We start from the raw sequence: 24,711 nt of genomic DNA on the forward strand, positions 1-24,711 counted from the left end.
ATAAAAAATGAGCTCAAGTTCGACTTTTCATGTTTCTCCACGGGTTCAATCTCTTCTTTGGTTGCTGCTTGTTATTTTTGTAGGTTTGAACTTAAGGCCCTTTATTACAGCCGTCGGCCCTTTAGTGCCCCAAATAGCACAAGACACGGGTTTGCACTTTAAAAATCTTGCTTGGTTAACGCTATTACCGATGTTTTGCATGGGGCTATTTGCATTCGTTACGCCCTCTGTACGCGGTCATCTTAGTGTTCGCAACACCATGTTGATGGGCTTGTTTTTATTATCAGCCGGAAGTGCTTTTCGGTTTTTTGCCCCCGACGGCTTGACGTTAATCTTAACCGCGGCGTTGTGTGGCATCGGTGTCGCCCTACTTCAAGCCCTATTGCCAGGGGTCATTAAACAGAACTTTCCGCTGCACGTCGCGCCGGTTACAGGCTTGTACTCTGCCACCATGATGGGAGGCGGTGCCTTAGGCGCTCAGCTTACCCCTTGGGTGGCCCAGACTACTGGAAATTGGCGCTTCAGTTTGGGGTTCTGGGCCCTCCCGGTTATCGCAGCAGTCATCATCGCTTGCTATGTTTTACCTAAAGACCAGCCTAGCCGTAGCGTACGATCACCTTCTCTACTGCTTATGCGCCGCCCGCGCACGTGGTTGCTTATTTGTTGCTTCGGCTTAATCAACAGCGGCTATGCCAGTATCGTTGCGTGGTTGGCACCATTTTATCAAGAACATGGCTGGTCAGCCTCGGCAAGCGGATCATTGATTGCCGTATTGTCGATTGCTCAGGCTATCGCCGCGTTATCCATTCCCACCTTAGCCCGAAACCATTTAGATCGACGTTTATGGTTATGGCTGGCGCTAAGTTTGCAAGCACTCGGGTTTAGCTCTTTCGCCTTTTGGCCCAATGCATCGCCCTACTTTTGGTCCAGTGTATTAGGGGTAGGTCTAGGCGGATGTTTCGCCTTAACACTGGTTGTCGCTTTGGATCACTTCAATGACTCTAATCAAGCAGGAATGCTAAGCGCATTAATGCAAGGTGGTGGCTTTCTCATTGCTGCGATGGCCCCGTGGGTAAGCGCTTGGATCCGTGATACGTCTGGCGATTTTAGTTTTGCTTGGATAATGCACCTCGTCGCTGTAATCGTCATCGCGATGCTGGTATGGCGCTTTATTCCTAAGCATTACCAAAAGGTCATGCCTCCATTAGCCTAGTACCGGTTACGCAACCTACCTCGGAAGCACTTATTTATTTTTTTGTATAACTTTTCGGCTAATTGGGTTATGCTAATTACACTCAAGTTGAGCATATGTGTCTATTCTCGACTTATGCAAACGTATTCGACGTGTAATTAACAGAGCCACATTCACTATTAGCTGGAAGCCATTATGTCCACTCAAGTTTTCTCTTTCGACAAGCCGAATCTCGCGACAGGAACTATCGATCTTGCTCAGGCTTGGGCTCGTGTACCCCCTCCTCTTGATCTTAGCCGTACTGAAACACTGAAAAGCACGATTCGTCAGTTGTTAAAGCAACAAAATGCCACACTGGTCGCGCATTACTATGTCGACCCACTGATTCAAGACTTGGCTGAAGAGACTGGAGGCTGTGTTGCCGACTCATTGGAAATGGCTCGGTTTGGCCGAGACTGCGATAGCGACACCTTAGTGGTAGCAGGCGTACGATTCATGGGCGAAACGGCGAAAATACTTAGCCCACAGAAACGGGTATTAATGCCCGAGCTAGAGGCCAATTGCTCGCTTGATTTAGGCTGCCCTATCGATGATTTCAATGCATTCTGTGATCAGTACCCTGATCGCACGATCGTGGTTTACGCCAACACCAGCGCCGAGGTAAAAGCCCGAGCTGATTGGGTAGTTACCTCATCCATCGCATTAGACATTGTGTCGTATCTGCATGCTCAAGGAGAAAAGATCCTGTGGGCACCGGACAGACATTTGGGCGCTTATATACAGGAACAAACCGGGGCCGATATGGTTTTATGGCAAGGTTCTTGTCTCGTTCACGATGAATTTAAAGGTACAGAGTTACGTGAGTTACGTAAAAGCCAACCTAATTCTCAGGTACTGGCGCATCCAGAATCGCCCAAAGGGGTGCTAGATCAAGCCGATTTCATTGGATCAACAGCTCAAATGCTCAAAGCCGTAAAAGAACTTGATAGCCAAAGTTTTATTGTGGCCACTGATCAACGCCTGCTTCATAAAATGCAAAAGCTCGCACCGCATAAGAATCTTGTGGCGGCTCCGACCGGCGGCACAGGCGCTACCTGTAAAAGTTGTGCTTTTTGCCCATGGATGAGCATGAATAGCCTTGATGGCATTGTTAAGGTCTTAACACAGCCAAATAATGAAATTTTTGTAGACGAGGCCATTCGCGTACAAGCGAAACGCAGTGTAGACAGAATGCTGAATTTCAATAAAATCACAGCTTAACACTGCTTATTGAGGGGGCGAAACGTAGCGCGCCGCAATACAGCGCGCCGTTTCTAGGCTAGCACTTACTGAGGAGCGCCAGCCATTAACCAGTCGACGATCAAAGTTAAGTCATCGTCAGAAACATTAGGGTTCGCTGGCATAGGGATAGGCCCCCACACTCCGCTACTACCTTCTTTAATGTGAGCTTTTAGAATGTCAGCGTTGGCTGCGTCATCCTTATTGGCTTCAGCAATTTCTTTATAAGAGGGGCCTACCAACTTATTCTCTACGGCATGACACGCTAAACAGGCATTATTGCGTAGTGCGTCGTTCACCGCCGCCATATCAAAATTAGTTTCGGCAACTGCAGCACCACTACCCAAAACAAGCGGCACACAGAGGGCTAAATACTTCAGTTTCATGGAATTACTCTCCTTAGTTGTAACAGCGAAAACACTACATATTAATCACGTGCTGTTCACTGTTCTATTATTACACTTACCGCTACCTTATGGCGTTTAACTTTAGTTTTATTCCAACCTCGATTCACGTAAACGTTGATATAAGTCATATGACCTGCATAAGATGTTTAGTTATCGTAGGTTAAATGAACAAATCAGCTTATGTTGTTAGCTTGATTAATACCCCCATTGGAGACTTCTATGCAAAACGTAATCATTCCAGTCGATGGCTCGGATGCCTCTTCCCGTGCTCTCGAAACCGCAATACGCTTAACGCAGAACACAGAAGGAGCCAAGCTTCATGTGCTGAACATTCAAAGCCCTATCGTTTCGCAGAATGTGACTCGTTTCTTTTCGACTGAGATGCTGCAAGACTACTATGAGGACGAAGGCAAGAAAGCGTTGGTTCCAGCATTAACCATTCTGGAAAAAACAGAGCGTAACCACACAAGTAAGGTTCTGGTGGGCGCGCTAACAGAAGTCTTAAAAAACTATATTGCCGAACACAACTGCGACCACATTGTAATGGGTACGCGCGGCTTAGGCGCCATGCCAGGTCTAATTCTGGGTTCGGTGACCACCAAGGTGTTAAACACGGTAGATGTCCCTGTCACACTGGTTAAATAGTCAGGCCACCATAAAAACGCCTACCTGCGCCGGCGTAAAGCAGCGCAGGCAGGTGTCGATTTATCCGGCTTGAGTCATGGATAAGGGATTAATCCAATCATCGTATTGTTCTGCTTTCACATGCCCCGAACGCAAGGCAGCGTCGCGTAAGCTAAGCCCTTCTTGATGTGCCGTTTTAGCAATTTGAGCCGCCTTATCGTAACCAATGTGGCGATTTAACGCTGTCACTAACATCAAATTACGATCCAGATTACTTTCTATTTTCGGAATATTCGGTGCAATCCCTTGTGCGCAATGTTCGTCGAAAGCAAGGCAAGCATCACTTAATAATTGAATACTTTCCAGAACGTTGTGAACCATCACTGGCTTGTAGACGTTTAGTTGAAAATTACCTTGTGAACCGGCAAAAGCAACGGTGGCGTCATTACCAAATACCTGAGCACACACCATCGTTAAGGCTTCACACTGCGTGGGATTCACCTTACCTGGCATGATGGACGACCCTGGTTCGTTTTCTGGAATCGTAATTTCGCCAATGCCGCATCGGGGTCCGCTGGCTAACCAACGTACGTCGTTAGCTATTTTTAACAACGCCCCTGACATGGTGCGTATGGCCGCCGACATATTCACTAAGGCATCGTGTGCAGAAAGCGCAACAAACTTATTCGGTGCACTGCGAAAAGGAAGATGGGTTAATTTAGCAATGTGACGAGCAGCCGTTTCACCAAAATGAGGATGTGCATTCAACCCTGTGCCGACGGCTGTGCCACCGATTGCAAGGTCGTATACACCTTCTAGCTGCATTTGCACGTTTTGTATCGCGTGCTCTAATTGGGCTGCCCAACTTCCGATTTCTTGACCTAAGGTAATGGGCGTTGCGTCTTGCAAGTGGGTCCTACCGGTTTTCACCAGAGAGGAATGCTCGTTTGCAAGGCGATTAAACGTGTTTTTAAGTTGCGATACGCTAGGGATCAAACGCTCAGTGACTTGCAAGGCGACCGCAATGTGCATAGCAGTGGGGAAAGTATCGTTAGATGACTGCCCCCGGTTCACGTGATCGTTGGGATGTATTGGGGTTTTGCTACCTATGACTCCACCCTCTAGCTCAATAGCCTTATTAGCAATCACCTCGTTGGCATTCATATTGCTCTGGGTGCCGGATCCTGTTTGAAAAACCACCAAAGGAAACTCGGCATCAAGCTGCCCATTAATTACTAAATCGGCCGCTTTAACAATGGGTTCGCTAACCGACGCAGGCAATTCTCCTAACTCTTGATTAGCCAGCGCAGCCGCTTTTTTTAAATATCCCAGTGCTTGAATCATGGGGCTTTGCCAAACAAAACGGTCAACGCCTATCGGAAAGTTTTGTATAGAACGCTGTGTTTGGGCACCCCAGTATCTAGAGCTGGGTACATCAATACTGCCCATTGAGTCATTTTCTGAACGGGTACTTGTCATGGGAATACTCCTAATATACGCCTTGATTTATCGTAGTTAACAGGTGCCATCGTCATGAATGCGAGCCGACCACACTTTGGTGATATCGATTAGGCGGTTCGCAAACCCCCACTCATTGTCAAACCAAATAAACATGTTCACAAAGCCATCTCCATTGGTACGCGTTTGGCTACCGTCAATAATGGCTGAATGCGGATCGTGATTAAAATCCACAGAGGCATGTGGCCTATCGGTATAAGCGAGCGTTTCGGGGTGTCGTTGGGCCGCCTGAATAAATAAACTGTTAACTTCCTCTGCTTTCGTGTCTCGCTTTAAGCCCACCATGAGGTCAATGGCCGACACATTTAGAATGGGTACCCGGATGGCTTTGGCTTTTACACGCCCTGCTAGCTGCGGTAATAAACGCTCTACACCTTGCGCTAGGCCCGTCGCCACAGGAACGATGGATTGCATAGCGGAACGTGTGCGGCGCAAATCTTTGTGATGATAGCCATCAATCATGGGCTGATCATTCATGACCGAGTGCAGGGTCGTCAAGAAGCAATGCTTAATGCCATATGCTGCATCAAGCTCAGCCAATACCGGAATGATGGCATTGGTTGTGCACGAGGCGTTTGAAACGATTTTATGCTGCTTGGTTAGCTCGGCATCATTAATGTCTAAGACTACGGTGTAATCCACATCGGCAGCGCTATCAGCCGGATGTGACACCAACACGCGTTTGCAGCCGCTTTCGATAAAGCGGTGCAAATCGTTGCGACTGCTGTAAGCACCCGAACATTCAATCACCATATCAACATCAAATTCGCTCCAATTTACGGCTTCTGGGGTGGAGGAATGCGTAACCGATATAGCACGACCATTAATGATTAATGCGTTATCGCTGCGCCCTACTTTGCCAGGGAAAGCGCCGTGTGTGGAGTCGAATTGGGTTAAATAAGCCATGCTGTCTAAGTCAGCTGGCTCGTTAATCAAGACCACGTCGATTATCGACTCAAGCTGCTGCTCGTATATCGCCCGTAGCACGCAACGCCCAATACGACCATAACCATTAATTGCAATGCGAGTAACCGGTGTTGCCATGATTTAATTCAATTTAAAAAGTGATGGAAAAACCACCGTCAACGACCAATACATGACCATTAACGTAACTAGAGGCCTCAGAAGCCAGAAATAAAGCAGGGCCGGTTATTTCTTCAGGTAACGCCCAGCGACCAAGCGGATTACGCCCCACAACCAAAGGCCCTTTTATAGGGTCCGCGGCTAGTGTCTGATTCGACTCGGTAGCAAAGGTACCCGGCGCGATACCGTTGCTAGTGACACCGTGAGGCCCGAACTCAACCGCTAAGGCGCGGACCATTGCCTCTAGACCTTGCTTAGCAATAGGATATACCGCATCCCCCGAACGCGCTAAACGACCAGCAATAGAACTAAGCGTAATGATTCGCCCGTAACCCTTCAACGCCATATTGCGAGCCGCCCATTGTGAAAGCAGCACTGTGGCGCTTAAATTTGTCTGTATGTGCTGCAAAATGTCAGTCGCGGAAAGCTCGTTGAAGCCGTGTCGAATGCGTTCACCTACCGCATTCACCAGAATTGATGGCGGTTCAGCTAAGGTATCTAAGGACGCTTCAAGACCATTAATGTCAGTAAAATCATGACACCAAACACTTGAAGCGTAGCCCAAGTCTGCAAGTTGACGCTGTCTAAGCTGTAGACGATCTACGCTACGCCCATGTAAAACAACATGAGCGCCGTGCGCTGCAAAGGTCTGTGCCATGGCCCAACCCAAGCCTTGGGTCGAGCCCGTCACCAGAGCACACTGCCCCTTCAAGCTAAAGCTGGGCTGTTTAATGGGGACAAAATCAGAAACCACAGAAAAATATTTCTTAATAAAAAAGTTAGGGGGCGAGGCGTGTTAACGGAAAAATTTAAAGCAGATGGCGAGGCTCACCAGCCATAAAAGCCGACACGTTATCAAAGCACTGGTCTGCTAACGCTTGAATGGCTTCTTGACTTGCCCACGCCACATGGGGGGTTAAAATAAAGTTCGGTTTGTCCATAAGCTGAAAAATCGGATTGTCTGGGGCCGGAGGCTCCGGAGTCGTGACATCGAAGCCAGCACCGCTAATTAAGCCATTATTTAAGGCATAGACCAAATCTGATTCATTAACTAGGCCACCTCGCGCTGTATTGATAATCAATGGCTTACGACGCATTTTCTTAAACTCATCCGCTGCAAGTAAGTTTTTTGTCTCAGGGGTCAACGGACAATGCAGGCTAATAATGTCCGCCTGATCCAACATATCTTGAAAACTGACAAAACCTTCTGGTATTTCTTGTTGCGATTTACGCGCGGAAAAGATTACTTTAAGACCTAAGGCTTTACCCAGTGTGGCAACAGAACGCCCTAACGACCCCGCGCCGATAATCGCCAACGTGCTGTTCGCGAGATCACGTATGGGATAATCAAAATAACAAAATTGGCCCGACTCTTGCCAACGACCTTGTGCCACAGAGTGATGGTACGGCAGCAAGCTTCTACGCAACGCAAAAATCAACGCAAACACATGTTCCGGAACGGTGTGTTTAGCGTAATCTCGCACATTGCAAACGGCAACTCCCCTTTTCCTGCAGGTCTCCATGTCAACATTGTCATAACCTGTCGCGGCAATCGATACCAACTTCAGTTTAGGCGCTTGTTCGATCAACGCCTTGCTAATGGGAACCTTATTCGCAATGACGATATCAGCTTCACGACACCGCTCAACGGCTTGATCTGCGGTACTTCGTGGATAGCTAATAAGGTCGTAATCAAAACCCATTGGCTTGTAGTGAATCGAAGAAGGCAAAGTGTCACTATCTAAAAAAACAACTTGTAAACGTTCAGTTGACATGAAAAACCTTAAGCGAATGCAGCATATCACTGCAGAAAAAGTTGATAGCAGTTGGTATAGTGGAAATTTTTAGCTAGGCTTAAGTCTAACGTATTCGCATCGAAGGAAACATCTATGATATCCATTCAGTCGCTTTGGGGTTTTCTGAACCACTGCTCATTAACGGATAGTGAAAATCCGACCGCATCTATCCCTACGTATCCTTTACGTACTTTTTTTCAGAACCCCAAACGCAGCTTCTTTCGTTTATCTGACCAGGGTAAACGAATTGCATTCATGGAGCCTGTCTCGATAGACGAAAAGCCAGCGCGTTTAAATATTCTGGTACAAGAATTAGAAGGCAGTACCCCTACTGGGCCTTCCACTTTGGTGACACAAGAAACAGAGCGCGATGTCTCCCAGTTTTTCTGGAAAGGAGATGACACAATCATCTTTGAGAAGGATTTTAACGGCGATGAAAACTTCCATGTCATCGCCGTTAACGTGCACACAGGCAAACAAATCGACTTAACTCCCTATGAAGGTGTGCGTGCAGGGATACAGGATGACTTAGAGGATGATCCAGACCATATATTGGTGGCTCATAACCAAGAAAACCCAGAGCTCTTCAATATTTACCGTGTCAACATACATAACGGAGAAAGTCATCTAGTCGCCAAAAACCCGGGTAACGTCGTAGGATGGGAAACGGATCACGAGGGACATGTCAGGCTGGCCATTACCAGCGACGGATTAAATACTGATCTGCTGTATCGCCCTAATGAAACCGTCGAATTCCAAAGCATTATCGCGACCGACTTTAGAACATCGGTAAGCCCTTTGTTTTTCACAAGCGACAATCAACGCTTTTATGCCCTTAGTAACCGAGGTAGAAACACACTTAGCTTAGTATTAATTGATCCCCTAAAACCCGATCTCGAAGAGCTGGTTTATGAGGTCGAGAACTATGATTTAAGTGGTGCGGCATACTCTAGACTGCGTAAAGTGTTAACGGCGGCTTACTACGAAAGCGATAAGCTGCATTTCCATTTCTTTGATGAAACCAGCGCTAAGCGTCATACACGCCTCAGCGAACACCTCGCCGGTTACGAGGTTGACATCCAAAGTGCTACACGCGACGAGAAGAAGTTTATTGTGGCCGCCTATAACGACCGCACACAAGGCTCCCGTTATGTGTACGACGAAAACACAGACACCTTAAGTAAATTGGTAGACATCAATGCTGAATTGCTTGAACAGCACATGTCGCCCATGAAACCCATCACCTTTACAGCGCGTGATGGCTTATCCATTCAAGGCTATTTAAGTCTTCCTGTAAGCGGCGAAACAAGCGCCTTACCACTTATTGTCAACCCTCACGGTGGCCCGTGGGCAAGAGACAGTTGGGGGTTTAATCCCGAGGTTCAGTTTTTGACAAACCGCGGCTACGCCGTACTGCAAATTAATTTCCGTGGTTCTGTCGGTTTTGGCCGCGAATTCTGGGAAGCCAGTTTTGGACAATGGGGCGGAAGCATGCAGGACGACATCACTGATGGCGTGCAGTGGGCGATTGATGAAGGTATTGCCGACCCCAAACGTATCGCCATCTATGGTGGAAGTTATGGTGGTTACGCCACGTTAGCAGGCATTTGCAAAACCCCCGACCTTTACGCGGCCGCCGTTGATTATGTGGGTGTTTCAAATCTGCTGACCTTCATGAACACCATCCCACCGTATTGGAAACCGCTATTAGAGAAAATGTATGCGATGGTTGGCCACCCCGAAAAAGACAAGCAGCGTCTGATTGACACCTCTCCGGCTTTGCAAGCACACAAGATTCGCACACCGCTATTTGTGGCTCAGGGGGCTCACGACCCGCGCGTTAATATCGCCGAAAGCGACCAAATGGTAGAGGCCCTACGCCAACGAGGCGTCGAAGTCGACTATATGGTGAAAGACAATGAAGGCCACGGTTTCCATAATGATGAAAACAAGTTTGAGTTCTACGAAAAAATGGAACAATTTTTAAGTGCGCATCTGCACAGTAATCGATAAGTAAGGAATCTCTGATGAAACTGTATTACTTAAAAGGAGCCTGCCCGTTAGCCTCCCATATTGTGATGGCATGGATTGGGCAGCCTTACAGCCTGCATGAAGTCAGCCGTGCAGAGTTAAAAGAGCCTGAGTTTTTAAAGCTCAACCCCTTAGGTGCAGTGCCGGTTTTAGTTGACCGCGACTTGGTCCTGACGCAAAGTTCTGCAATCTTAGAGTATTTAGCCGAGATCGAACCCACTGCTAATTTAATAGGTAACACGCCCAGCCAACGCGCTGAAATTCGTCGGTGGTTAGCAATCATTAATGCAGATATTCATCGAAATTTCGGCATTATTTTTGGTATTCAGAACTATCTACAAACTGAATCTGCGCAAGCAGAGCTAAAAGCAAACACAGCCAAAAGGCTGCACCAGTTCTTCGAACTAATTAATCAACAACTGGAAGGCAAAGACTGGCTAATCGGTAAACGATCCATTGCTGACCCCTACCTGTACACCGTATTACGGTGGGCAGACATGGTTGATGTTGATTTGTCAGGTCTGGAGAATTTGCATCGCTTTAAACGCCATATGGAAGCGGATAGCGGTGTAATGAAAGCCTTGCAAGAACAGGGGCTGAACTAACGGACTGCCCAAAAATGCTCTGAGTATAAGATAGCCCTAGCAAGCAATATTGCTAGGGCGTTATCTTGTGCGTTAATGAGAACTGGTGCCATTCGGTAGCAAGGCGAAGCGCGCCAGCCGCGCTGGAAACAAATCCCATCTTGGCATCTAAGTCAGCCGTTGAGGCGCCATTCTCGATACACATTGCCCCAAAACTATTACGTAATTTTTGTGCGCTAATTCCGGTAAAGCCATGTAACGAAGACCAGCCATTCACCACTCGCGCTAAGGTCGCAGGGTTCATGGTTTGCTTAGACCGCCCTGCCGATACGTTCCGGTGAGCGGGAAACAGTACGCTTTCAGCAGAAGGAGCTTCTATTGCTAACGTTTCCATCCATAGCTTCAAAACGACGTGCGCCCACTCTGGAACGGTTAACTGCCGGTGCTTGCCGTCGTAATCATGAATATAAGCGTGAATGGTAGACGCATCGGGGCTGGTTCGATTTAGTGATTTCTGTTCACTTAAGCTGAATGAAACGTATTTCCCCGTGTCAATTCGACATTCACCCGTATCAGCAGCGATATAGACGGAACTTAAGGTCAAAGACAGTACCTCTAACGGCTTCAAGCCACAGCCCAAGAGCAAAGCAATAATTGCCGCATTTCTTCTACGCTTCCATAACGTAGGCCACGCTAATGACTGTACGTTTTCATGTAAAACCACACCCTCAACTTGCAATGCTTTGATTACCGCTAAAGATTGCTCTATTGATAAGAATTGTTTTGCTTGGTTAGAACGAGAATCTCGCCAACTTGTAGCAGCAATATCGTTAATAACAGAAGGTTGTGCTGGATTTACTGACGACAAGCCACTTGCATGCAGCTCAGTGTAGGCGCGGTAAATAATAAGCTGGTAGCGCTCACGCTGTTGTCGGTTAATGTCAGTCAAATCACTTAAAAAACGAATAATGTCTTGCTCAGTAAGTTCGGAGAAATGACGTTTCGTGAGAGCTGCCCGATCGATAAAGCGTTTCCACAGAAACTGATAGACTCGCTTAGTAGCCAGTCTAAAAGGCGGTGTTTGTGACTCTAACCAACCATCAAAAAGCATAATCGGATCGACAGACTCTTTTGTCTTTCCCGCAAGCGCCAAGGACTTCTGCCCCTTTTGACTGTAGACCATGCGATACCCTTAAACATTAACTTCCGTTAGTTGCATTATTATATACGCAGAAGCGGAGTAGAAACTCCGCCTCGCTTACTTCTGGTTCCTAAAATGTTAAGCCCCTAGATATGCTCTGCGCACCTCATCGTTAACGAGCAAGTTAGCACCGGTGTCAGCCAGCACAACTTTACCAGTTTCAATAACATAACCTCTATCGGCAACCTGCAGTGCTTTGTTTGCGTTCTGCTCTACCAGAAAAACGGTGACTCCCTCGTCACGGATGGTATGAATGATTTCAAAAATTTGAGCGATGATTAAAGGGGCTAGGCCCAAAGTCGGCTCGTCTAAAAGCAAAAGTCTAGGTTTACTCATTAATGCCCGGCCAATAGCCAGCATTTGTTGCTCGCCGCCAGACATGGTGCCTGCCCTTTGAAAAGCCCTTTCGCGTAATCTAGGAAACAGTTCGTAGACGTGCTCTTCCCCCTCGGCTATTTGATCTCGCTTTAGAAAGAATCCACCCATTTTTAGGTTTTCAGAAACGGTTAGGTCAGGAAATACGCGACGCCCTTCTGGGGATATGGCAATACCCAATTGCATAATCTCATGAGTTTGAAGGTGGGTAATATCAGTGCCCTCAAAGCTTATTACTCCTGATGCTGCGCGAGGTGAGCCACACACCGTCATGAGCATGGTCGTTTTCCCCGCTCCATTCGCCCCAATCAAGGTCACTATTTCACCTTGATTAACATCAACAGAAACCCCATCCAAAGCTTGAATAGCGCCATAGAAGGTAGATACATTTTCTAATTTCAGCACGCTACTCTTCTCCTAAATAAGCCTTAATAACGCGTGGATCACGTTGAACATCAGCGGGGAGGCCCGTCACAATGGGACATCCGTGCTCCATTACCAAAACCCGATCTGAAATTCCCATCACCAGACTCATGTCGTGCTCAATTAATAATACGGCCACATTGTGCTCACGACGCAGCAAATCAATTAGCACTTGCAAGTCACGCTTTTCTTGTGGGTTCAAGCCCGCTGCCGGTTCGTCAAGCATCAGCACACGCGGGTTGGTAATCATACAGCGGGCGATTTCTAAACGTCGTTGTAGACCATAGGCTAAGTTACCTGCCTCTCGGTTCGCAAACTCTCGTAAGTCCAGAAGATCAAGCCACTGGGCGGCTCGACTTTGTGCCTCATCTTCTGAGTTTCGATAAGATTTGGATTTAAAAAGCCCCGAAAACAAATTCGTATTGATACGTGTGTGTTGGGCGACCAGCAAGTTTTCAAGTACCGTAAGCTGTTTAAACAACCGAACGTTCTGGAAGGTACGAACGAGCCCCCTGCGTGCCACCACATGACTGGCTTTGCCCTGAATGGACTCGTTATCTAACAGTATGCTTCCACCTGTGGGTTTGTAAAAACCACCAATACAGTTAAAAACCGTTGTCTTTCCTGCGCCGTTTGGACCAATAATCGAAAACACTTCGTTATCTTTTAAGTCAAAACTTACCCCATCTACCGCCAGTAAGCCCCCAAACCTCATGGTTAATTCGCGGACCTCAAGTAAAGTCTTTGCTGCTTGACTCATGTTTTAAGCTCCACATTTGGTCGTTTTACAGGTAACAAACCCTGCGGGCGCCACACCATCATTAACACCATCACCATCCCAAATACCAACATTCGATACTCGGCAAAACCTCGTGCCACTTCAGGCACTACGGTCAATAAAATCGCCGCTAAAATAACACCGACTTGTGAGCCCATTCCGCCTAGCACCACGATCGCTAAAATCAAAGCCGACTCGATAAAGCCAAACGACTCTGGGTTAACAATACCTTGACGTGCGGCAAAGAAAGCGCCGCCAAAACCTGCGAACGTCGCACCAATGGTAAACGCGGAAAGCTTGATTCCGGTTGGGTTTAACCCCAATGAACGGCATGCAATTTCGTCTTCGCGTAACGCCTCCCAAGCCCTGCCTACTGGCATCCGTATGAGTCGATTAGACACAAACAGCGTAATCAGCGCTAAGGCCAACGCCAAAATGTACAAGTAGGTAATGACATCCTGTGTATTGAAAGTCCAGCCCACCAAGTCGTGAAACGTCGTTTCCCCTTCAGGGGCACGTCGCGTCATGGGGAAACCAAACACGGTAGGCTTAGGAATACCGGATATCCCGTCTGGACCACCGGTAAAATCATAAAGATTAATCAGCAGTAAACGAATAATTTCACCAAAGCCTAAGGTCACAATCGCTAGGTAGTCTCCGCGAAGTCGCAAAACCGGAAAACCTAACACATAGCCAAAGATACCCGCCATGATTCCAGCGCACGGTAAGGCCCACCAGAAACCCAACCCAAGCCAGTGATACATCAGCGCATAGGTATACGCTCCGACGGCATAGAAACCCACAAAACCCAGATCAAGTAGTCCTGCATAACCCACCACGATGTTCAAGCCTAAGCCCAACATGACGTAGATTAAGACTAATGTCGCGATATCTATTTGTGAGCGACCAGAAAAAAACGGCCATATTAACGCAATAGCAATAAGCAGTAGCGTAAAGGTTTTACGCCCCTTATCGCCGATGGTAGGAAGCTCTATTTTCTTGCGCTTCTTGAAAAGAATACCCACCACATAAGGGCGAATGAGATGAAAAACAAAGACAATGGCCATGCCCTGAATGATTCGATTCCATTCAGGGACAATGGTGGATGTCATACCAATCCGAGTAATTTGCAGTCCAAATACGGGGGCAATAATTATGCCTGCAATAATGGCTGCGAAAAAAGCGATCTTAATTCGACTAAGCATCAGACTTTTTGCACCTCCGGCTTACCAAGCAGCCCCGTTGGGCGAAACAACAGAATTAACACCAACAACCCAAACGCCACAATGTCTTTATATTGTGAAGAGATATAAGCAGCGGCAAAGGTTTCGGCTAAGCCTAGAAGCACACCGCCTAGCATCGCTCCAGGGATACTGCCAATGCCACCTAACACAGCAGCAGTAAAGGCCTTGATACCTGCTAAGAAACCAATATACGGATTCAGTTTACCGATCGCTAGCGCAATAAGTACGCCACCCACGGCCGCCAACATGGCGCCGATAATAAAGGTGAAAGAAATCACGCGGCTGGTATCAATACCCAACAGGTTAGCCATACGTAAGTCTTGCGAGCACGCCCTAGAGGCTCGGCCCATACGTGAATACTTAATGTATAAACTCAGCGCAATCATTAGTACTACCGTGACCACAATAATCATGATTCGCGAGTAAGGCGCAGTAACCGTAAAAGCGTCGCCAAAAGGGATCTGCACAGCGCCTGTTACCAGTGCCGGTACAGCCATGTCGCGAGCACCTTGACCGATCGCTACCCAGTTTTGCAAAAAAATTGACATCCCAATAGCGGAAATCAGAGGCACCAATCGAGGACTACCTCGTAACGGCGCATAAGCAATTTTCTCTACAGCAAAACCATACGCAGCAGTAATGGCAGCCGCAACCAACAACATGATAAGAATGACTAATACCAAGGGAAGCCCCGAACTGACCCCGATGATTGATAACGTCACTAAACCCGCATAAGCACCGATCATGTAAATTTCGCCATGTGCGAAGTTAATCATGCCGATGATGCCATACACCATGGTGTAACCAATCGCGATGAGAGCATAAATTGCTCCCAACGACAGCCCATTAAAAAACTGCTGAATTAACTGCGGTAGTAAATCTGACATATTTTAGTTATTCCGATAAAGCGTCCGCCGGAATTGTAACCCTTGTCGTCTTATGCGGGCTGGAATATAAGAAATACCTTCATCTCATCTTCCAGCCCATTTGGTTTTAGTTAAGTTCAGTGAAATTTCCGGATTTATCCCACTGGTAAACAGCAAACTCGAACTGCTTTAAATCGCCCTTTTCGTCGTATTCGACTTTACCAATGGCCGTGTCAAACGCATTTTCATGCATATAGTCAGCAGCGGCTTCTGGATCTTCACCTACGGCTTTAATGGTTTCAGAAATAATTTGAACCGCAGCATAAGCGGGGAAGGTAAAAGCACCATCTGGATTCCGCTTGTAGGTTTCAAAGTTCGCCACAATCGGCTTATTAACCTCAAGCATCTTGAAGTCAGCAGGTAAGGTGACGAGTAAACCCTCTACTGCTTCCCCAGCAATGGCCACCAAGTCTTGGTTCGCCACTCCTTCTGGTCCCATGAATTGGGTTTCTACGCCCTGCTCACGTGCCTGTCGTAGCAACAAACCGAGTTCGGCATGATAGCCCCCGAAGTAAATCAAATCTGGACCTACGCTTCGTAATTTCGTAATGACCGCGGAGTAATCGCTATCACCTACGTTAATCCCTTCGTACAGAACTACGTTAGCCCCTGCCTGACTAAGCGCTTCACGGACTTGCGTGGCAACACCTGAACCGTAGGTTTGCTTGTCATGCAAAATGGCAACGCTCTTGGGCTTTAGTTCTTCCGTTATGTACTTAGCAGCGTAAGGCCCTTGCTGGTCGTCTCGGCCAATAGTGCGGAAAAAGAAATGAGGCTTAATGGTATCGGTAACCAACGGAGAAGTGGCTCCTGGCGTAATCGCCACAATCCCCTCTTGTTCGTATACGTTCACGGCTGGAACGGTTGTGCCAGAGCAGGCATGCGCCACCGCGAATTTTGCTCCTGAGTTCACCACACGGTTCGCCGCAGGTACCGCTTGTTTAGGCTCGCAAGCATCGTCAATTAATAAGGGTTCTAATTTCTTTCCGTTAATACCACCTTCGGCATTGATGGCATCAATGGCAGTGAGTGCTCCAGCTTGAATTTGATCGCCGTACTGAGTAGCCGGCCCAGTCATCGGTTGGGGAATACCAATTTTAATTGTGTCGGCCATAACCGATCCGGAGGTAACGCCAAAGGCCAATGACACACTAATAAATAGCGCCTTAAATTTCATAACAGCCAAACTCCTCATTACCAGCCGGTGCAGTCGTAGTTTCCAAATAAAGGCCCTACCCTCTGCGATTGCCCCGTGCATAGTTTATTATTAAATGAAATGGATGAGACTGTATTCTCTATAAGCGCAAATTCACTGTCACTACGTATAAGCCCTAAATCGTGTCATTCGTGGGTAAATACCTAGTAGCCGATCCCGTATCATTACGACTTTACAAATAGAAATAACAATGGCCCATAATTCGGGCCATTGTTATTTACTGATTTATTCGTTCATTAAACTAATTATTCTATTATTAATACCTTTAAGAAGTCGGCCGCGCTAAATTCCACATTAATGCACGAAACGGTGCCAACATTAATGTATTTAATGCTAATTTAACGGCCAGATCACCCAGCAATAAGGTTTGCCATGGCATATCCGTACCCACAAAGGCCACACTAAAAAAAACAAAAGTGTCGACCGTCGCCCCAGCCACTCCACCCACAAAAGGGGCTTGCCACCAGCGGTTATGACGGAGCTTATGGAAGATCTGAATGTCCACCAATTGCGCGACAAGAAAGGCAACCCCGGAAGCCAAAGCAATTCGAGGTGACGCCACTGCAGCAGAAATAACTAAGGCCGCAAAAAAACCAAATAACGCAACTCGCCTGGCCGCACTGGGCCCAAACCGGCGATTCAATAAATCGGCCACAAGAAAAGCGATGGGATAAGTCAATGCCCCCCAAGTCAGCCAGTTATTAATTGGGAACTGCACTAAAACATTTGAAGCCACCACAATAACAATCATGGCGCCTATTGAAATCGCGTAGTGCAACGCATTCATGGGAGCGAAGCGCAAAGTAGAAGTCGACATTAAGAAAACTCGATAGCCAATTCAGCTGCTCGCTTTTTAGCGGCTGCCATGGCAGCACGCACCGTAGCGTTAAACTGTTGTTGATGAAAAACCTGTAATGCGGCCGCCGTCGTACCGCCTTCGGACGTGACCCTTTCACGCAAGGTTGCAGGACTTTCTGGAGACAACGCCGCTAACTGCGTAGCACCATCTAACGTCGCTAGCGCCAGCTTGCGAGCCTGCTGCTCGGTCAAACCTAGCTCGGTTGCCCCTTGCATTAAGGCCTCTAAGAATAAAAACACATAGGCGGGGCCACTTCCCGATAGGGCTGTAACGGCATTAATCTGCTCGTCGGTATCGACCCAGACCGTTTCGCCTACGGTACCCAATAACTGCTCGGCCAACTTTTTGTCTTTTTCCTCAACGGCCTCTAATGCCATCAACCCGCTTACCCCACAGCCGATGAGCGCAGGCGTATTAGGCATGCAGCGAATCACTCGGTTACAGGGCTGGTCTGGTTCGCCCAACCAACGGGCAATATCGTTGGCCGCAATGCCTGCCGCAACGCTGATGATGACCGTGTCCGGCTGCAAAAACGCTTTGCACGCGAGCACGACGTCTTTCATGACTTGCGGCTTTACCGCAAAGACCCACACGCGATGATGGCGCAACTGTGCGTTCGGTTGCGCAGCAGTAAGCGTCCCTTGCTCGGCCCACGTATTCCTAACCGACTCGTTAGGATCGATCACCAAAACATCTTCTGCCGCACATCGCTTTCTTATCAGTCCGGCAGATAAAGCCGACGCCATATTCCCGCCACCGATAAAAGAAAGGGTTACTTTATAGTGTTCGTTAATCATAATCACTCGATTGTAGTGTAATTCATCAGACGCGGAGGACTTCAAGGCAGGGAAAGCCGTTATTGACCAACGGCCAAAGACCTATGTACATTCACGCCATTGAAATAAACAAGCAATAACATGTAGGCCTTATCGTTTTCACCACCATGCTCAGCCGTCAACCCTCTGGAGAACGCTTATGCGAGCCACCACTATTGCCCTAACCCTTGCCGGAGCCCTTATCGGCATTACGAATGCGAATGCTGCTACCCAAATCGAGTTTTGGCACTCGATGGAAGGGGCCCTCGGAGACCGTGTTAACGCGCTAGTCGATGATTTTAATAAAAGCCAGCAGGACTACGTTGTTAAACCTAGCTACAAGGGCAACTACGGTGAGTCAATGAATGCCGGCATTGCCGCGTTTCGCGCGGGTAACGCACCCGACATTCTACAGGTTTTTGAGGTGGGCACGGCGACAATGATGCACGCCAAAGGTGCTGTTCAGCCCGTGCAAGAGATGTCTGAGAACGTGGGGAACCCTATCGATCCAAAATCGTTCATCGGTGCGGTCGGGGGTTACTACTCGGATGCCGATGGAAAACTGGTTTCAATGCCATTTAATAGCTCCACGCCCGTGCTCTACTACAACAAAGAAGCCTTTGAAAAGGCAGGTCTTGATGCCTCCACACCACCTAAAACGTGGGAAGAATTAGCAGAAGCCGCACAGAAGATACGCGCTGCCGGTTACGAATGTGGCTACACCACCTCCTGGCCTTCGTGGATCTTGCTTGAGAATTTTGCAGCGTGGCATAACGTACCTTTTGCCTCTGAAGATAACGGTTTCGGAGGACTTAAAGCCCGCCTAAAGCTTGACCAACCCATTTTTGAGCGCCACCTCAGCTTTCTGGCAGACATGGCCAAAGAGGGTAACTTTACTTACGGAGGGCGTGGAGACACCCCCAATGCCTTGTTTACATCGGGCAATTGCGGCATGTTTACCGGCTCAAGCGGTAACCGAGCCAACATTTTAAAAACAGGCCAATTCGACTTTGGCATCTCAACGCTTCCCTATTACGCTGACGCCGAGAACGCACCACAGAACTCCATTATCGGTGGCGCCTCACTCTGGGTCTTTGCTGATAAATCTGAAGCGGTTTATCAGGGAGTCACGGCATTCTTTCACTTTATCGCTAGCCCAGAACAATCGGCAGCATGGCATCAAAACACCGGCTATGTACCCGTGACACATTCGGGCTATGAAGCCACAAAAGCCGCGAACTTCTATGAGGAAAACGAAGGCACTGAGGTGGCTGTTAAGCAATTGGATGCTGACACCACCGAGAACTCTCGCGGTATTCGTCTTGGTTATCTGCCGCAGATCCGTGACATCGAAGATGGCATTATGGAGCAGATTTTTGCCGGCAAAGTCAGCCCTGCAGAAGGCCTTAAAGCCATGACCACTCGTGGAAACGAACTGCTAGAGCGTTTTGAGAAAAGCGTTAACTAAGCCTTAACGGTTCATCAAACAATACGACTGATGGAAAAAGGGTTTCACTACCCTTTTTCCATCCTTTTTTACTCACTCACTTGTCGTTATCGCTTCGCCAAGCATACGACATACGCTACCCGTTTTTAGTTTACGAGAACAATAAACCAGACTATGGAAAAACGTGTCGTTTTTAACCATAAAACACTGCCCTACTTACTGCTGGCGCCTCAGCTAGCCGTCACACTCGTCTTTTTCTTTTTACCTGCAGCTCAAGCGCTTTGGCAGTCTTTTCACTTAGAAGACCCTTTTGGTTTGCGAAGCACTTTTGTGGGATTAAGTAATTTTCAAGAACTCTTTTCACGCGATGACTATTTAGAATCATTTAAAGTCACTGCAAAATTTTCATTATTAGTTTCGGTTCTGGGACTCGGTATTTCATTATTGCTCGCCGTAATGGCGAATCGAGTTATTCGCGGCGCAACAATTTATAAAACATTACTAATTTGGCCTTATGCGGTCGCCACGGCAGTAACCGGTGTCTTGTGGCTATTTATGTTTTCGCCTTCTGTAGGGGTCTTCGCGGTATTTCTGTTCGAGCTGGGATTCAAATGGAACCCTCGCCTCGACGCCGGCGATGCCATGCTTCTGGTGGTCATGGCATCCGTATGGAAACAAATCTCTTATAACTTTTTGTTCTTCTTAGCGGGCTTACAAGCCATACCGCGCTCGTTACTTGAGGCCGCGGCCATTGATGGAGCAGGCCCCTTACGTCGCTTTTGGACTATCGTTTTTCCCCTGCTGTCGCCAACCACCTTCTTCTTATTGGTCGTCAACATCATCTACGCCTTCTTTGATACCTTCGCTATTGTCGACATTATTACGCAAGGCGGCCCTGGGGAAAGCACCTCGATACTGGTGTACAAAGTGTATACCTCTGCATTTCGAGGCCTAGACCTTGGCTCGTCCGCCGCACAATCCGTAGTGCTGATGACCATAGTCATTGCCCTAACCGTCATCCAGTTTCGCTATATTGATCGCAAGGTTAACTACTAAAAAACCAAGGTTGGTCCATGATTGAACGACGCCCTATTCTCGATATCTTTACTCACCTAGTATTAATACTGGGCGTGCTGATTATCGCGTTCCCGTTATACATGACCTTTATCGCCTCCACCCAAACGGCAGCGGAGGTCGCCAAAGCGCCCATGTCCTTACTGCCTGGCAATCAGTTATTCGAAAACTACAAAACGGCATTATTCGGGTCCGAAGGAAGCAATATGCCGCCAGTAGGACGCATGCTTTGGGTAAGTAGCGTCATGGCTTTGGGCATCGCCATCGGAAAAATAGCGATCTCAATGCTGTCGGCTTTTGCCGTGGTTTATTTTCGATTTCCAGGACGCATGCTTTGCTTTTGGCTGATTTTTATCACACTCATGCTACCCGTTGAGGTGCGCATCGCGCCTACCTATAAAGTTGTCGCCGACCTAAACCTACTGAACAGCTACGCCGGCCTGACACTTCCTTTGATCGCCTCCGCTACCGCTACGTTTTTATTCAGACAGTTTTTCCTTACAGTGCCCGATGAACTTGTAGAAGCAGCACGCATCGATGGAGCTGGTCCCTTACGTTTCTTCAAAGATATTTTATTTCCACTTTCGAAAACCAGTATCGCTGCGTTGTTCGTTATTCAGTTTATTTACGGTTGGAACCAGTACTTGTGGCCGTTGCTGATCACGACTCAAGAAAACATGTACCCCATCGTCATTGGCATCCGCCGATTAATCTCTGGTGGAGATAGTGTCACCGAATGGAATCTCGTCATGGCCACCGCCTTTCTCGCTATGATTCCACCCGCAGCAGTCGTACTGCTTATGCAGCGCTGGTTCGTAAAAGGTCTGATCGACTCAGAAAAATAGTTTAAGCAACACAGGACAAAAAATGGCCACACTTTGTTTTACGGACGTCAGTAAGGTTTATCCCGGAAATGTAGCTGTCATTCATGGCATTAATTTTGATATTAAAGACGGGGAGTTTGTCGTTATTGTTGGACCCTCTGGCTGCGGAAAATCCACCTTGATGCGGATGGTCGCGGGGCTTGAAGACATTACACAAGGGCAAATATCGATAGACGATAAGGTCGTTAACAAGCTCGAGCCTGCAGAACGAGACATCGCTATGGTGTTTCAGAATTATGCGCTTTATCCCCACATGTCCGTCTACGAGAATATGGCTTACGGACTAAAAATACGTAAACACAGCAAAGAAGAGATAAAAACACGGGTGACAGCGGCAGCGCAAATACTGGAGATCTCAACCTTATTGGATAGGCGCCCACGACAACTCTCCGGAGGCCAACGTCAACGCGTCGCCATGGGACGAGCCATCGTACGCGAACCCAAAGTGTTTTTATTCGACGAACCGCTCTCTAACTTAGATGCCAAATTACGCGTGCAAATGCGTCTGGAAATACAGCGGCTACATCAGCGCCTTCGCACCACTAGCCTCTATGTCACCCACGATCAGGTTGAGGCGATGACGTTAGCGCAACGCATGGTCGTCATGAACAAAGGTGTCGCCGAGCAGATCGGTGCACCCACCGATGTTTTCGAGCGCCCAGCCAGTACATTTGTGGCAAGCTTTATTGGCTCACCCCCAATGAATCTGCTGCCCGTTTCCATCACACACGATGGGCTCCTAAAAGATGATCGGGATTTACAGCTACATGTTGCCCCTCAACATATCCCTACCTCACTGCGTGGTCAAAACGTTACGCTGGGAATACGCCCTGAACACATCGCTTTACATGCTGAAGGCATACCCATTCAGATAGAAATGATAGAGATTTTAGGCTCTGAGCAACTAATACATGGGCGTCACGGCGAACACAGTGTGGTCGTACGTTGCGCTGTCGATCAAACGCGACACAACCCCATACAGCTCGGTGACACCATACAGATCGGACTCAACCCCGATTTTAGTTTTCATTGGTTTGATATCAAAACCGGCTTGCGTCTGAACGTCTAACACAACAAAAAAGTGCCTCAAAATGAGGCACTTTTTTTAAACCCTAAGGCTTCAATACACTGACGTTATCGTTACTGGCCATAGACACTTCGTGTGCCGTCTACGTTCCACTGGAATACGTCAAACTTAAACTCGTTCAAGTCGCCTTGCTCGTTCCAAGACAAGACGCCAATAGGCGTTTTAAATTCGTTAGCATGCAGGTACTCGGCCACTTTCATGGGGTCGTCTTCACCCACGCCTTCGATACTTTCTGCTAGGGCCTGCGTCGCTGCATAAGCCGTTAGCTGGAACGCACCACCAGCATCACGTCCTTTATCTTCAAAAGCCTTGATAATTGCAGCGTTATCAGCATCTTGAGTAAAGTCTGCTGGAAGAGTCAGCAGCATACCTTCAACCGCTTTCCCAGCAATCGCATTGATATCTGGGTTACCCACACCTTCTGGCCCCATCATGACTGCACCTAGCGCTTGCTCAGCACCTTGGCGTAGCAATAGACCCATTTCTGGGTGATAGCCACCGTAATAAACAAAATCAGCACCACTGGATTTCAATTTCGTGATGACGGCAGAGAAGTCCGTATCACCCGCATTGATGCCTTCAAAGAAGATATCCGAGTAACCCGCGGCTTCAAGCTCGCTTTTCACGGATGCAGCAATACCTTGCCCGTAAGATTGCTTATCGTGCAAAATAGCGACTTTCTCGGGTTTAAGTTGCTCAAGAATAAACTTGGCAGCGGCTGGACCTTGTTGATCATCGCGACCGATGGTGCGGAAGATCGTTTCGTACCCTTTACCTTCGGTTACGGCAGGTGCAGTTGCCGAGGGGGAAATCATGACGATACCTTCATTATTGTAGATATCGGTGGCAGCAATCGTAGCGCCTGAGCAAACATGCCCAATTACGTAATTAATGCCTTCATTGATCACGCGGTTTGCGACAACGGGACCCTGTTTGGGTTCGCAGCCATCATCAATTGTCACTGTTTCCAGTTGTTTTCCTAATACGCCACCCGCCGCATTAATTTGCTCGACTGCCGTATCCACACCCTGTTTAACCATGTCACCATATTGCGTCACGGGTCCAGTGAAAGGACCTGCAATAGCGATCTTAATGGTGTCTGCATTCGCAGCAGAAGCCATCAACAAACCCATAGATAAACCGAGCGCACTAGCAATAGGTGTAAAACGAATTTTCATAGAAACCTCCATTATGTGGAGCAAAGCATACACCGAAACAGCACCGGTGTAGCTTGCTACACAATGTCACTTAGGGTTTTCTATAGCACAACACGCTTATTGCAAGAGGCTACGCAACATCCATGCCGTTTTTTCGTGCACATCAAGACGCTGTGTGAGTAAGTCAGCAGTGGGCTGATCATTAGCATCATCTGCGCAATCAAAGGCTGCACGTGCTGTACGAGCCAAGCCTTCGTTGGCCGCAAGTAATAGCTCAATCATGCCATTAGCATCCGGTATGCTTTTGGGCTCAGGAATAGAGCTTAGCGCCGTAAACTCTGAGTACGTACCCGGTGCGTAGTGACCGAGCGCACGAATACGCTCGGCGATCAGGTCAAGGGCATTCCATGTTTCGGTGTATTGCTCCATAAACATGACATGCAAGGTATTAAACATGGGACCCGTAACGTTCCAGTGAAAGTTATGAGTCATCAAATACACCGTGTACGAATCAGCCAGAACTTTGGAGAGTTCGTTAGCGATTTTCTTACGATCAGCATCCGATATACCGATGTTAACCGCCAGAATATTTGTTTTTGCCACTGTCGATGTCGACGCTGTGGTGGTTTTCTTACTCGCTTTCTTGGCTACCTTTGTTACTGCTTTTGTTGCCTTAGCCATACCTAACACCTCATGAATAAGTAAATGAAAT

24 protein-coding genes are annotated in these 24,711 nt (G+C 47.8%); 9 read left to right on the forward strand and 15 right to left on the reverse strand.

The window, feature by feature from the left end; translation table 11 throughout:
• Positions 1-7 precede the first annotated feature (7 nt).
• Together AC2UZI_RS07670 and nadA are read left to right on the forward strand one after the other, a co-directional pair.
• Positions 8-1,213 carry a cyanate transporter gene (locus AC2UZI_RS07670; protein WP_486943219.1) on the forward strand — a complete coding sequence of 402 codons (1,206 nt, stop codon included), beginning with the start codon at positions 8-10 and terminating at the stop codon, positions 1,211-1,213.
• A gap of 174 nt (positions 1,214-1,387) precedes the next feature.
• Positions 1,388-2,452: a quinolinate synthase NadA gene (nadA, locus tag AC2UZI_RS07675; RefSeq protein WP_486943220.1), complete on the forward strand. Its 1,065-nt coding sequence runs from the start codon at positions 1,388-1,390 to the stop codon at positions 2,450-2,452.
• A 65-nt stretch (positions 2,453-2,517) separates the two neighbouring features.
• Here the strand turns inward: nadA and AC2UZI_RS07680 are convergent, their stop codons facing one another.
• Positions 2,518-2,856: a c-type cytochrome gene (locus AC2UZI_RS07680; protein WP_486943221.1), complete on the reverse strand. Its 339-nt coding sequence runs from the start codon at positions 2,854-2,856 to the stop codon at positions 2,518-2,520.
• A 240-nt stretch (positions 2,857-3,096) separates the two neighbouring features.
• Here AC2UZI_RS07680 and AC2UZI_RS07685 point away from each other — a divergent pair, with 240 nt between their 5' ends.
• Positions 3,097-3,522, forward strand: coding sequence for a universal stress protein (locus AC2UZI_RS07685; protein ID WP_486943222.1), 426 nt, complete (start codon positions 3,097-3,099; stop codon positions 3,520-3,522).
• A 60-nt stretch (positions 3,523-3,582) separates the two neighbouring features.
• Here AC2UZI_RS07685 and fumC read toward each other — a convergent pair whose 3' ends face one another.
• Genes fumC through AC2UZI_RS07705 form a run of 4 tightly spaced genes read right to left on the reverse strand, consistent with a single transcriptional unit; the run spans position 3,583 to position 7,877 of the window.
• Positions 3,583-4,980 (reverse strand): class II fumarate hydratase, encoded by a 1,398-nt coding sequence (gene fumC / locus AC2UZI_RS07690; protein ID WP_486943223.1) that lies wholly within the window; start codon positions 4,978-4,980, stop codon positions 3,583-3,585.
• Positions 4,981-5,016: 36 nt separating this feature from the next.
• On the reverse strand, positions 5,017-6,063 hold the full coding sequence (locus AC2UZI_RS07695; protein ID WP_486943224.1) for a type I glyceraldehyde-3-phosphate dehydrogenase: 1,047 nt from the start codon (positions 6,061-6,063) through the stop codon (positions 5,017-5,019).
• Positions 6,064-6,076: 13 nt separating this feature from the next.
• Complete coding sequence (locus tag AC2UZI_RS07700) at positions 6,077-6,856, reverse strand: SDR family oxidoreductase (RefSeq protein WP_486943225.1); 780 nt, start codon at positions 6,854-6,856, stop codon at positions 6,077-6,079.
• Between the two features lie 55 nt (positions 6,857-6,911).
• On the reverse strand, positions 6,912-7,877 hold the full coding sequence (locus AC2UZI_RS07705) for a D-2-hydroxyacid dehydrogenase (RefSeq protein ID WP_486943226.1): 966 nt from the start codon (positions 7,875-7,877) through the stop codon (positions 6,912-6,914).
• A gap of 114 nt (positions 7,878-7,991) precedes the next feature.
• Between AC2UZI_RS07705 and AC2UZI_RS07710 the strand changes: the two genes are divergently transcribed.
• Positions 7,992-9,911: an alpha/beta hydrolase family protein gene (locus AC2UZI_RS07710; protein ID WP_486943227.1), complete on the forward strand. Its 1,920-nt coding sequence runs from the start codon at positions 7,992-7,994 to the stop codon at positions 9,909-9,911.
• A gap of 14 nt (positions 9,912-9,925) precedes the next feature.
• On the forward strand, positions 9,926-10,534 hold the full coding sequence (locus AC2UZI_RS07715) for a glutathione S-transferase family protein (RefSeq protein WP_486943228.1): 609 nt from the start codon (positions 9,926-9,928) through the stop codon (positions 10,532-10,534).
• 52 nt (positions 10,535-10,586) lie between these two features.
• On the opposite strand, the gene AC2UZI_RS07720 is transcribed toward AC2UZI_RS07715, so the two are convergent.
• The 8 genes from AC2UZI_RS07720 to proC all read right to left on the reverse strand — a co-directional run bounded on the left by AC2UZI_RS07720 (position 10,587) and on the right by proC (position 18,332).
• On the reverse strand, positions 10,587-11,696 hold the full coding sequence (locus tag AC2UZI_RS07720; RefSeq protein ID WP_486943229.1) for a tyrosine-type recombinase/integrase: 1,110 nt from the start codon (positions 11,694-11,696) through the stop codon (positions 10,587-10,589).
• Positions 11,697-11,792: 96 nt separating this feature from the next.
• Positions 11,793-12,494 carry an ABC transporter ATP-binding protein gene (locus AC2UZI_RS07725; RefSeq protein WP_486943230.1) on the reverse strand — a complete coding sequence of 234 codons (702 nt, stop codon included), beginning with the start codon at positions 12,492-12,494 and terminating at the stop codon, positions 11,793-11,795.
• A 1-nt stretch (position 12,495) separates the two neighbouring features.
• Positions 12,496-13,272 carry a high-affinity branched-chain amino acid ABC transporter ATP-binding protein LivG gene (gene livG, locus AC2UZI_RS07730; protein WP_486943231.1) on the reverse strand — a complete coding sequence of 259 codons (777 nt, stop codon included), beginning with the start codon at positions 13,270-13,272 and terminating at the stop codon, positions 12,496-12,498.
• Positions 13,269-14,495: a high-affinity branched-chain amino acid ABC transporter permease LivM gene (gene livM, locus AC2UZI_RS07735; protein WP_486943232.1), complete on the reverse strand. Its 1,227-nt coding sequence runs from the start codon at positions 14,493-14,495 to the stop codon at positions 13,269-13,271. The genes livG and livM overlap by 4 nt, the downstream gene beginning before the upstream one ends.
• A complete protein-coding gene (gene livH, locus AC2UZI_RS07740; RefSeq protein ID WP_486943233.1) occupies positions 14,495-15,421 on the reverse strand; it encodes a high-affinity branched-chain amino acid ABC transporter permease LivH in 927 nt (308 codons plus the stop codon). Before livH ends, livM begins: the two co-directional genes overlap by 1 nt.
• 106 nt (positions 15,422-15,527) lie before the next feature.
• Positions 15,528-16,637 carry a high-affinity branched-chain amino acid ABC transporter substrate-binding protein gene (locus AC2UZI_RS07745; RefSeq protein ID WP_486943234.1) on the reverse strand — a complete coding sequence of 370 codons (1,110 nt, stop codon included), beginning with the start codon at positions 16,635-16,637 and terminating at the stop codon, positions 15,528-15,530.
• Positions 16,638-16,941: 304 nt separating this feature from the next.
• A complete protein-coding gene (locus AC2UZI_RS07750; protein ID WP_486943739.1) occupies positions 16,942-17,463 on the reverse strand; it encodes a VUT family protein in 522 nt (173 codons plus the stop codon).
• Positions 17,464-17,492: 29 nt separating this feature from the next.
• The gene (gene proC, locus AC2UZI_RS07755) at positions 17,493-18,332 is read right to left on the reverse strand and encodes a pyrroline-5-carboxylate reductase (RefSeq protein ID WP_486943235.1); all 840 of its coding nucleotides are present in this window, start codon (positions 18,330-18,332) and stop codon (positions 17,493-17,495) included.
• 178 nt (positions 18,333-18,510) lie between these two features.
• Here proC and ugpB point away from each other — a divergent pair, with 178 nt between their 5' ends.
• From ugpB to AC2UZI_RS07775, 4 genes are all read left to right on the forward strand, one after another.
• On the forward strand, positions 18,511-19,818 hold the full coding sequence (ugpB, locus tag AC2UZI_RS07760; protein ID WP_486943236.1) for a sn-glycerol-3-phosphate ABC transporter substrate-binding protein UgpB: 1,308 nt from the start codon (positions 18,511-18,513) through the stop codon (positions 19,816-19,818).
• 153 nt (positions 19,819-19,971) lie between these two features.
• Entirely contained in the window at positions 19,972-20,853 is an 882-nt protein-coding gene (gene ugpA, locus AC2UZI_RS07765) for a sn-glycerol-3-phosphate ABC transporter permease UgpA (RefSeq protein WP_486943237.1), read from the forward strand.
• Between the two features lie 17 nt (positions 20,854-20,870).
• Positions 20,871-21,716: a sn-glycerol-3-phosphate ABC transporter permease UgpE gene (gene ugpE / locus AC2UZI_RS07770; protein WP_486943238.1), complete on the forward strand. Its 846-nt coding sequence runs from the start codon at positions 20,871-20,873 to the stop codon at positions 21,714-21,716.
• A gap of 22 nt (positions 21,717-21,738) precedes the next feature.
• A complete protein-coding gene (locus AC2UZI_RS07775) occupies positions 21,739-22,824 on the forward strand; it encodes a sn-glycerol-3-phosphate import ATP-binding protein UgpC (RefSeq protein ID WP_486943239.1) in 1,086 nt (361 codons plus the stop codon).
• A 71-nt stretch (positions 22,825-22,895) separates the two neighbouring features.
• Here AC2UZI_RS07775 and AC2UZI_RS07780 read toward each other — a convergent pair whose 3' ends face one another.
• Together AC2UZI_RS07780 and AC2UZI_RS07785 are read right to left on the reverse strand one after the other, a co-directional pair.
• The gene (locus tag AC2UZI_RS07780; protein WP_486943240.1) at positions 22,896-24,020 is read right to left on the reverse strand and encodes a high-affinity branched-chain amino acid ABC transporter substrate-binding protein; all 1,125 of its coding nucleotides are present in this window, start codon (positions 24,018-24,020) and stop codon (positions 22,896-22,898) included.
• A gap of 96 nt (positions 24,021-24,116) precedes the next feature.
• Positions 24,117-24,680: a Dps family protein gene (locus AC2UZI_RS07785; protein WP_486943241.1), complete on the reverse strand. Its 564-nt coding sequence runs from the start codon at positions 24,678-24,680 to the stop codon at positions 24,117-24,119.
• Positions 24,681-24,711 lie beyond the last annotated feature (31 nt).

Source organism: Paenalcaligenes sp. DL 463 (assembly GCF_057475185.1).

What these genes read in the sequence shown, in the direction of transcription:
- AC2UZI_RS07670 (WP_486943219.1), top strand. Translation starts at nt 8, where the DNA reads ATGAGCTCAAGTTCGACTTTTCATGTTTCTCCACGGGTTCAATCTCTT.
- nadA (WP_486943220.1), top strand. Translation starts at nt 1,388, where the DNA reads ATGTCCACTCAAGTTTTCTCTTTCGACAAGCCGAATCTCGCGACAGGA.
- AC2UZI_RS07680 (WP_486943221.1), bottom strand. Translation starts at nt 2,856, where the DNA reads ATGAAACTGAAGTATTTAGCCCTCTGTGTGCCGCTTGTTTTGGGTAGT.
- AC2UZI_RS07685 (WP_486943222.1), top strand. Translation starts at nt 3,097, where the DNA reads ATGCAAAACGTAATCATTCCAGTCGATGGCTCGGATGCCTCTTCCCGT.
- fumC (WP_486943223.1), bottom strand. Translation starts at nt 4,980, where the DNA reads ATGACAAGTACCCGTTCAGAAAATGACTCAATGGGCAGTATTGATGTA.
- AC2UZI_RS07695 (WP_486943224.1), bottom strand. Translation starts at nt 6,063, where the DNA reads ATGGCAACACCGGTTACTCGCATTGCAATTAATGGTTATGGTCGTATT.
- AC2UZI_RS07705 (WP_486943226.1), bottom strand. Translation starts at nt 7,877, where the DNA reads ATGTCAACTGAACGTTTACAAGTTGTTTTTTTAGATAGTGACACTTTG.
- AC2UZI_RS07710 (WP_486943227.1), top strand. Translation starts at nt 7,992, where the DNA reads ATGATATCCATTCAGTCGCTTTGGGGTTTTCTGAACCACTGCTCATTA.
- AC2UZI_RS07715 (WP_486943228.1), top strand. Translation starts at nt 9,926, where the DNA reads ATGAAACTGTATTACTTAAAAGGAGCCTGCCCGTTAGCCTCCCATATT.
- AC2UZI_RS07720 (WP_486943229.1), bottom strand. Translation starts at nt 11,696, where the DNA reads ATGGTCTACAGTCAAAAGGGGCAGAAGTCCTTGGCGCTTGCGGGAAAG.
- livG (WP_486943231.1), bottom strand. Translation starts at nt 13,272, where the DNA reads ATGAGTCAAGCAGCAAAGACTTTACTTGAGGTCCGCGAATTAACCATG.
- livM (WP_486943232.1), bottom strand. Translation starts at nt 14,495, where the DNA reads ATGCTTAGTCGAATTAAGATCGCTTTTTTCGCAGCCATTATTGCAGGC.
- livH (WP_486943233.1), bottom strand. Translation starts at nt 15,421, where the DNA reads ATGTCAGATTTACTACCGCAGTTAATTCAGCAGTTTTTTAATGGGCTG.
- AC2UZI_RS07745 (WP_486943234.1), bottom strand. Translation starts at nt 16,637, where the DNA reads ATGAAATTTAAGGCGCTATTTATTAGTGTGTCATTGGCCTTTGGCGTT.
- AC2UZI_RS07750 (WP_486943739.1), bottom strand. Translation starts at nt 17,463, where the DNA reads ATGAATGCGTTGCACTACGCGATTTCAATAGGCGCCATGATTGTTATT.
- proC (WP_486943235.1), bottom strand. Translation starts at nt 18,332, where the DNA reads ATGATTAACGAACACTATAAAGTAACCCTTTCTTTTATCGGTGGCGGG.
- ugpB (WP_486943236.1), top strand. Translation starts at nt 18,511, where the DNA reads ATGCGAGCCACCACTATTGCCCTAACCCTTGCCGGAGCCCTTATCGGC.
- ugpA (WP_486943237.1), top strand. Translation starts at nt 19,972, where the DNA reads ATGGAAAAACGTGTCGTTTTTAACCATAAAACACTGCCCTACTTACTG.
- ugpE (WP_486943238.1), top strand. Translation starts at nt 20,871, where the DNA reads ATGATTGAACGACGCCCTATTCTCGATATCTTTACTCACCTAGTATTA.
- AC2UZI_RS07775 (WP_486943239.1), top strand. Translation starts at nt 21,739, where the DNA reads ATGGCCACACTTTGTTTTACGGACGTCAGTAAGGTTTATCCCGGAAAT.
- AC2UZI_RS07780 (WP_486943240.1), bottom strand. Translation starts at nt 24,020, where the DNA reads ATGAAAATTCGTTTTACACCTATTGCTAGTGCGCTCGGTTTATCTATG.
- AC2UZI_RS07785 (WP_486943241.1), bottom strand. Translation starts at nt 24,680, where the DNA reads ATGGCTAAGGCAACAAAAGCAGTAACAAAGGTAGCCAAGAAAGCGAGT.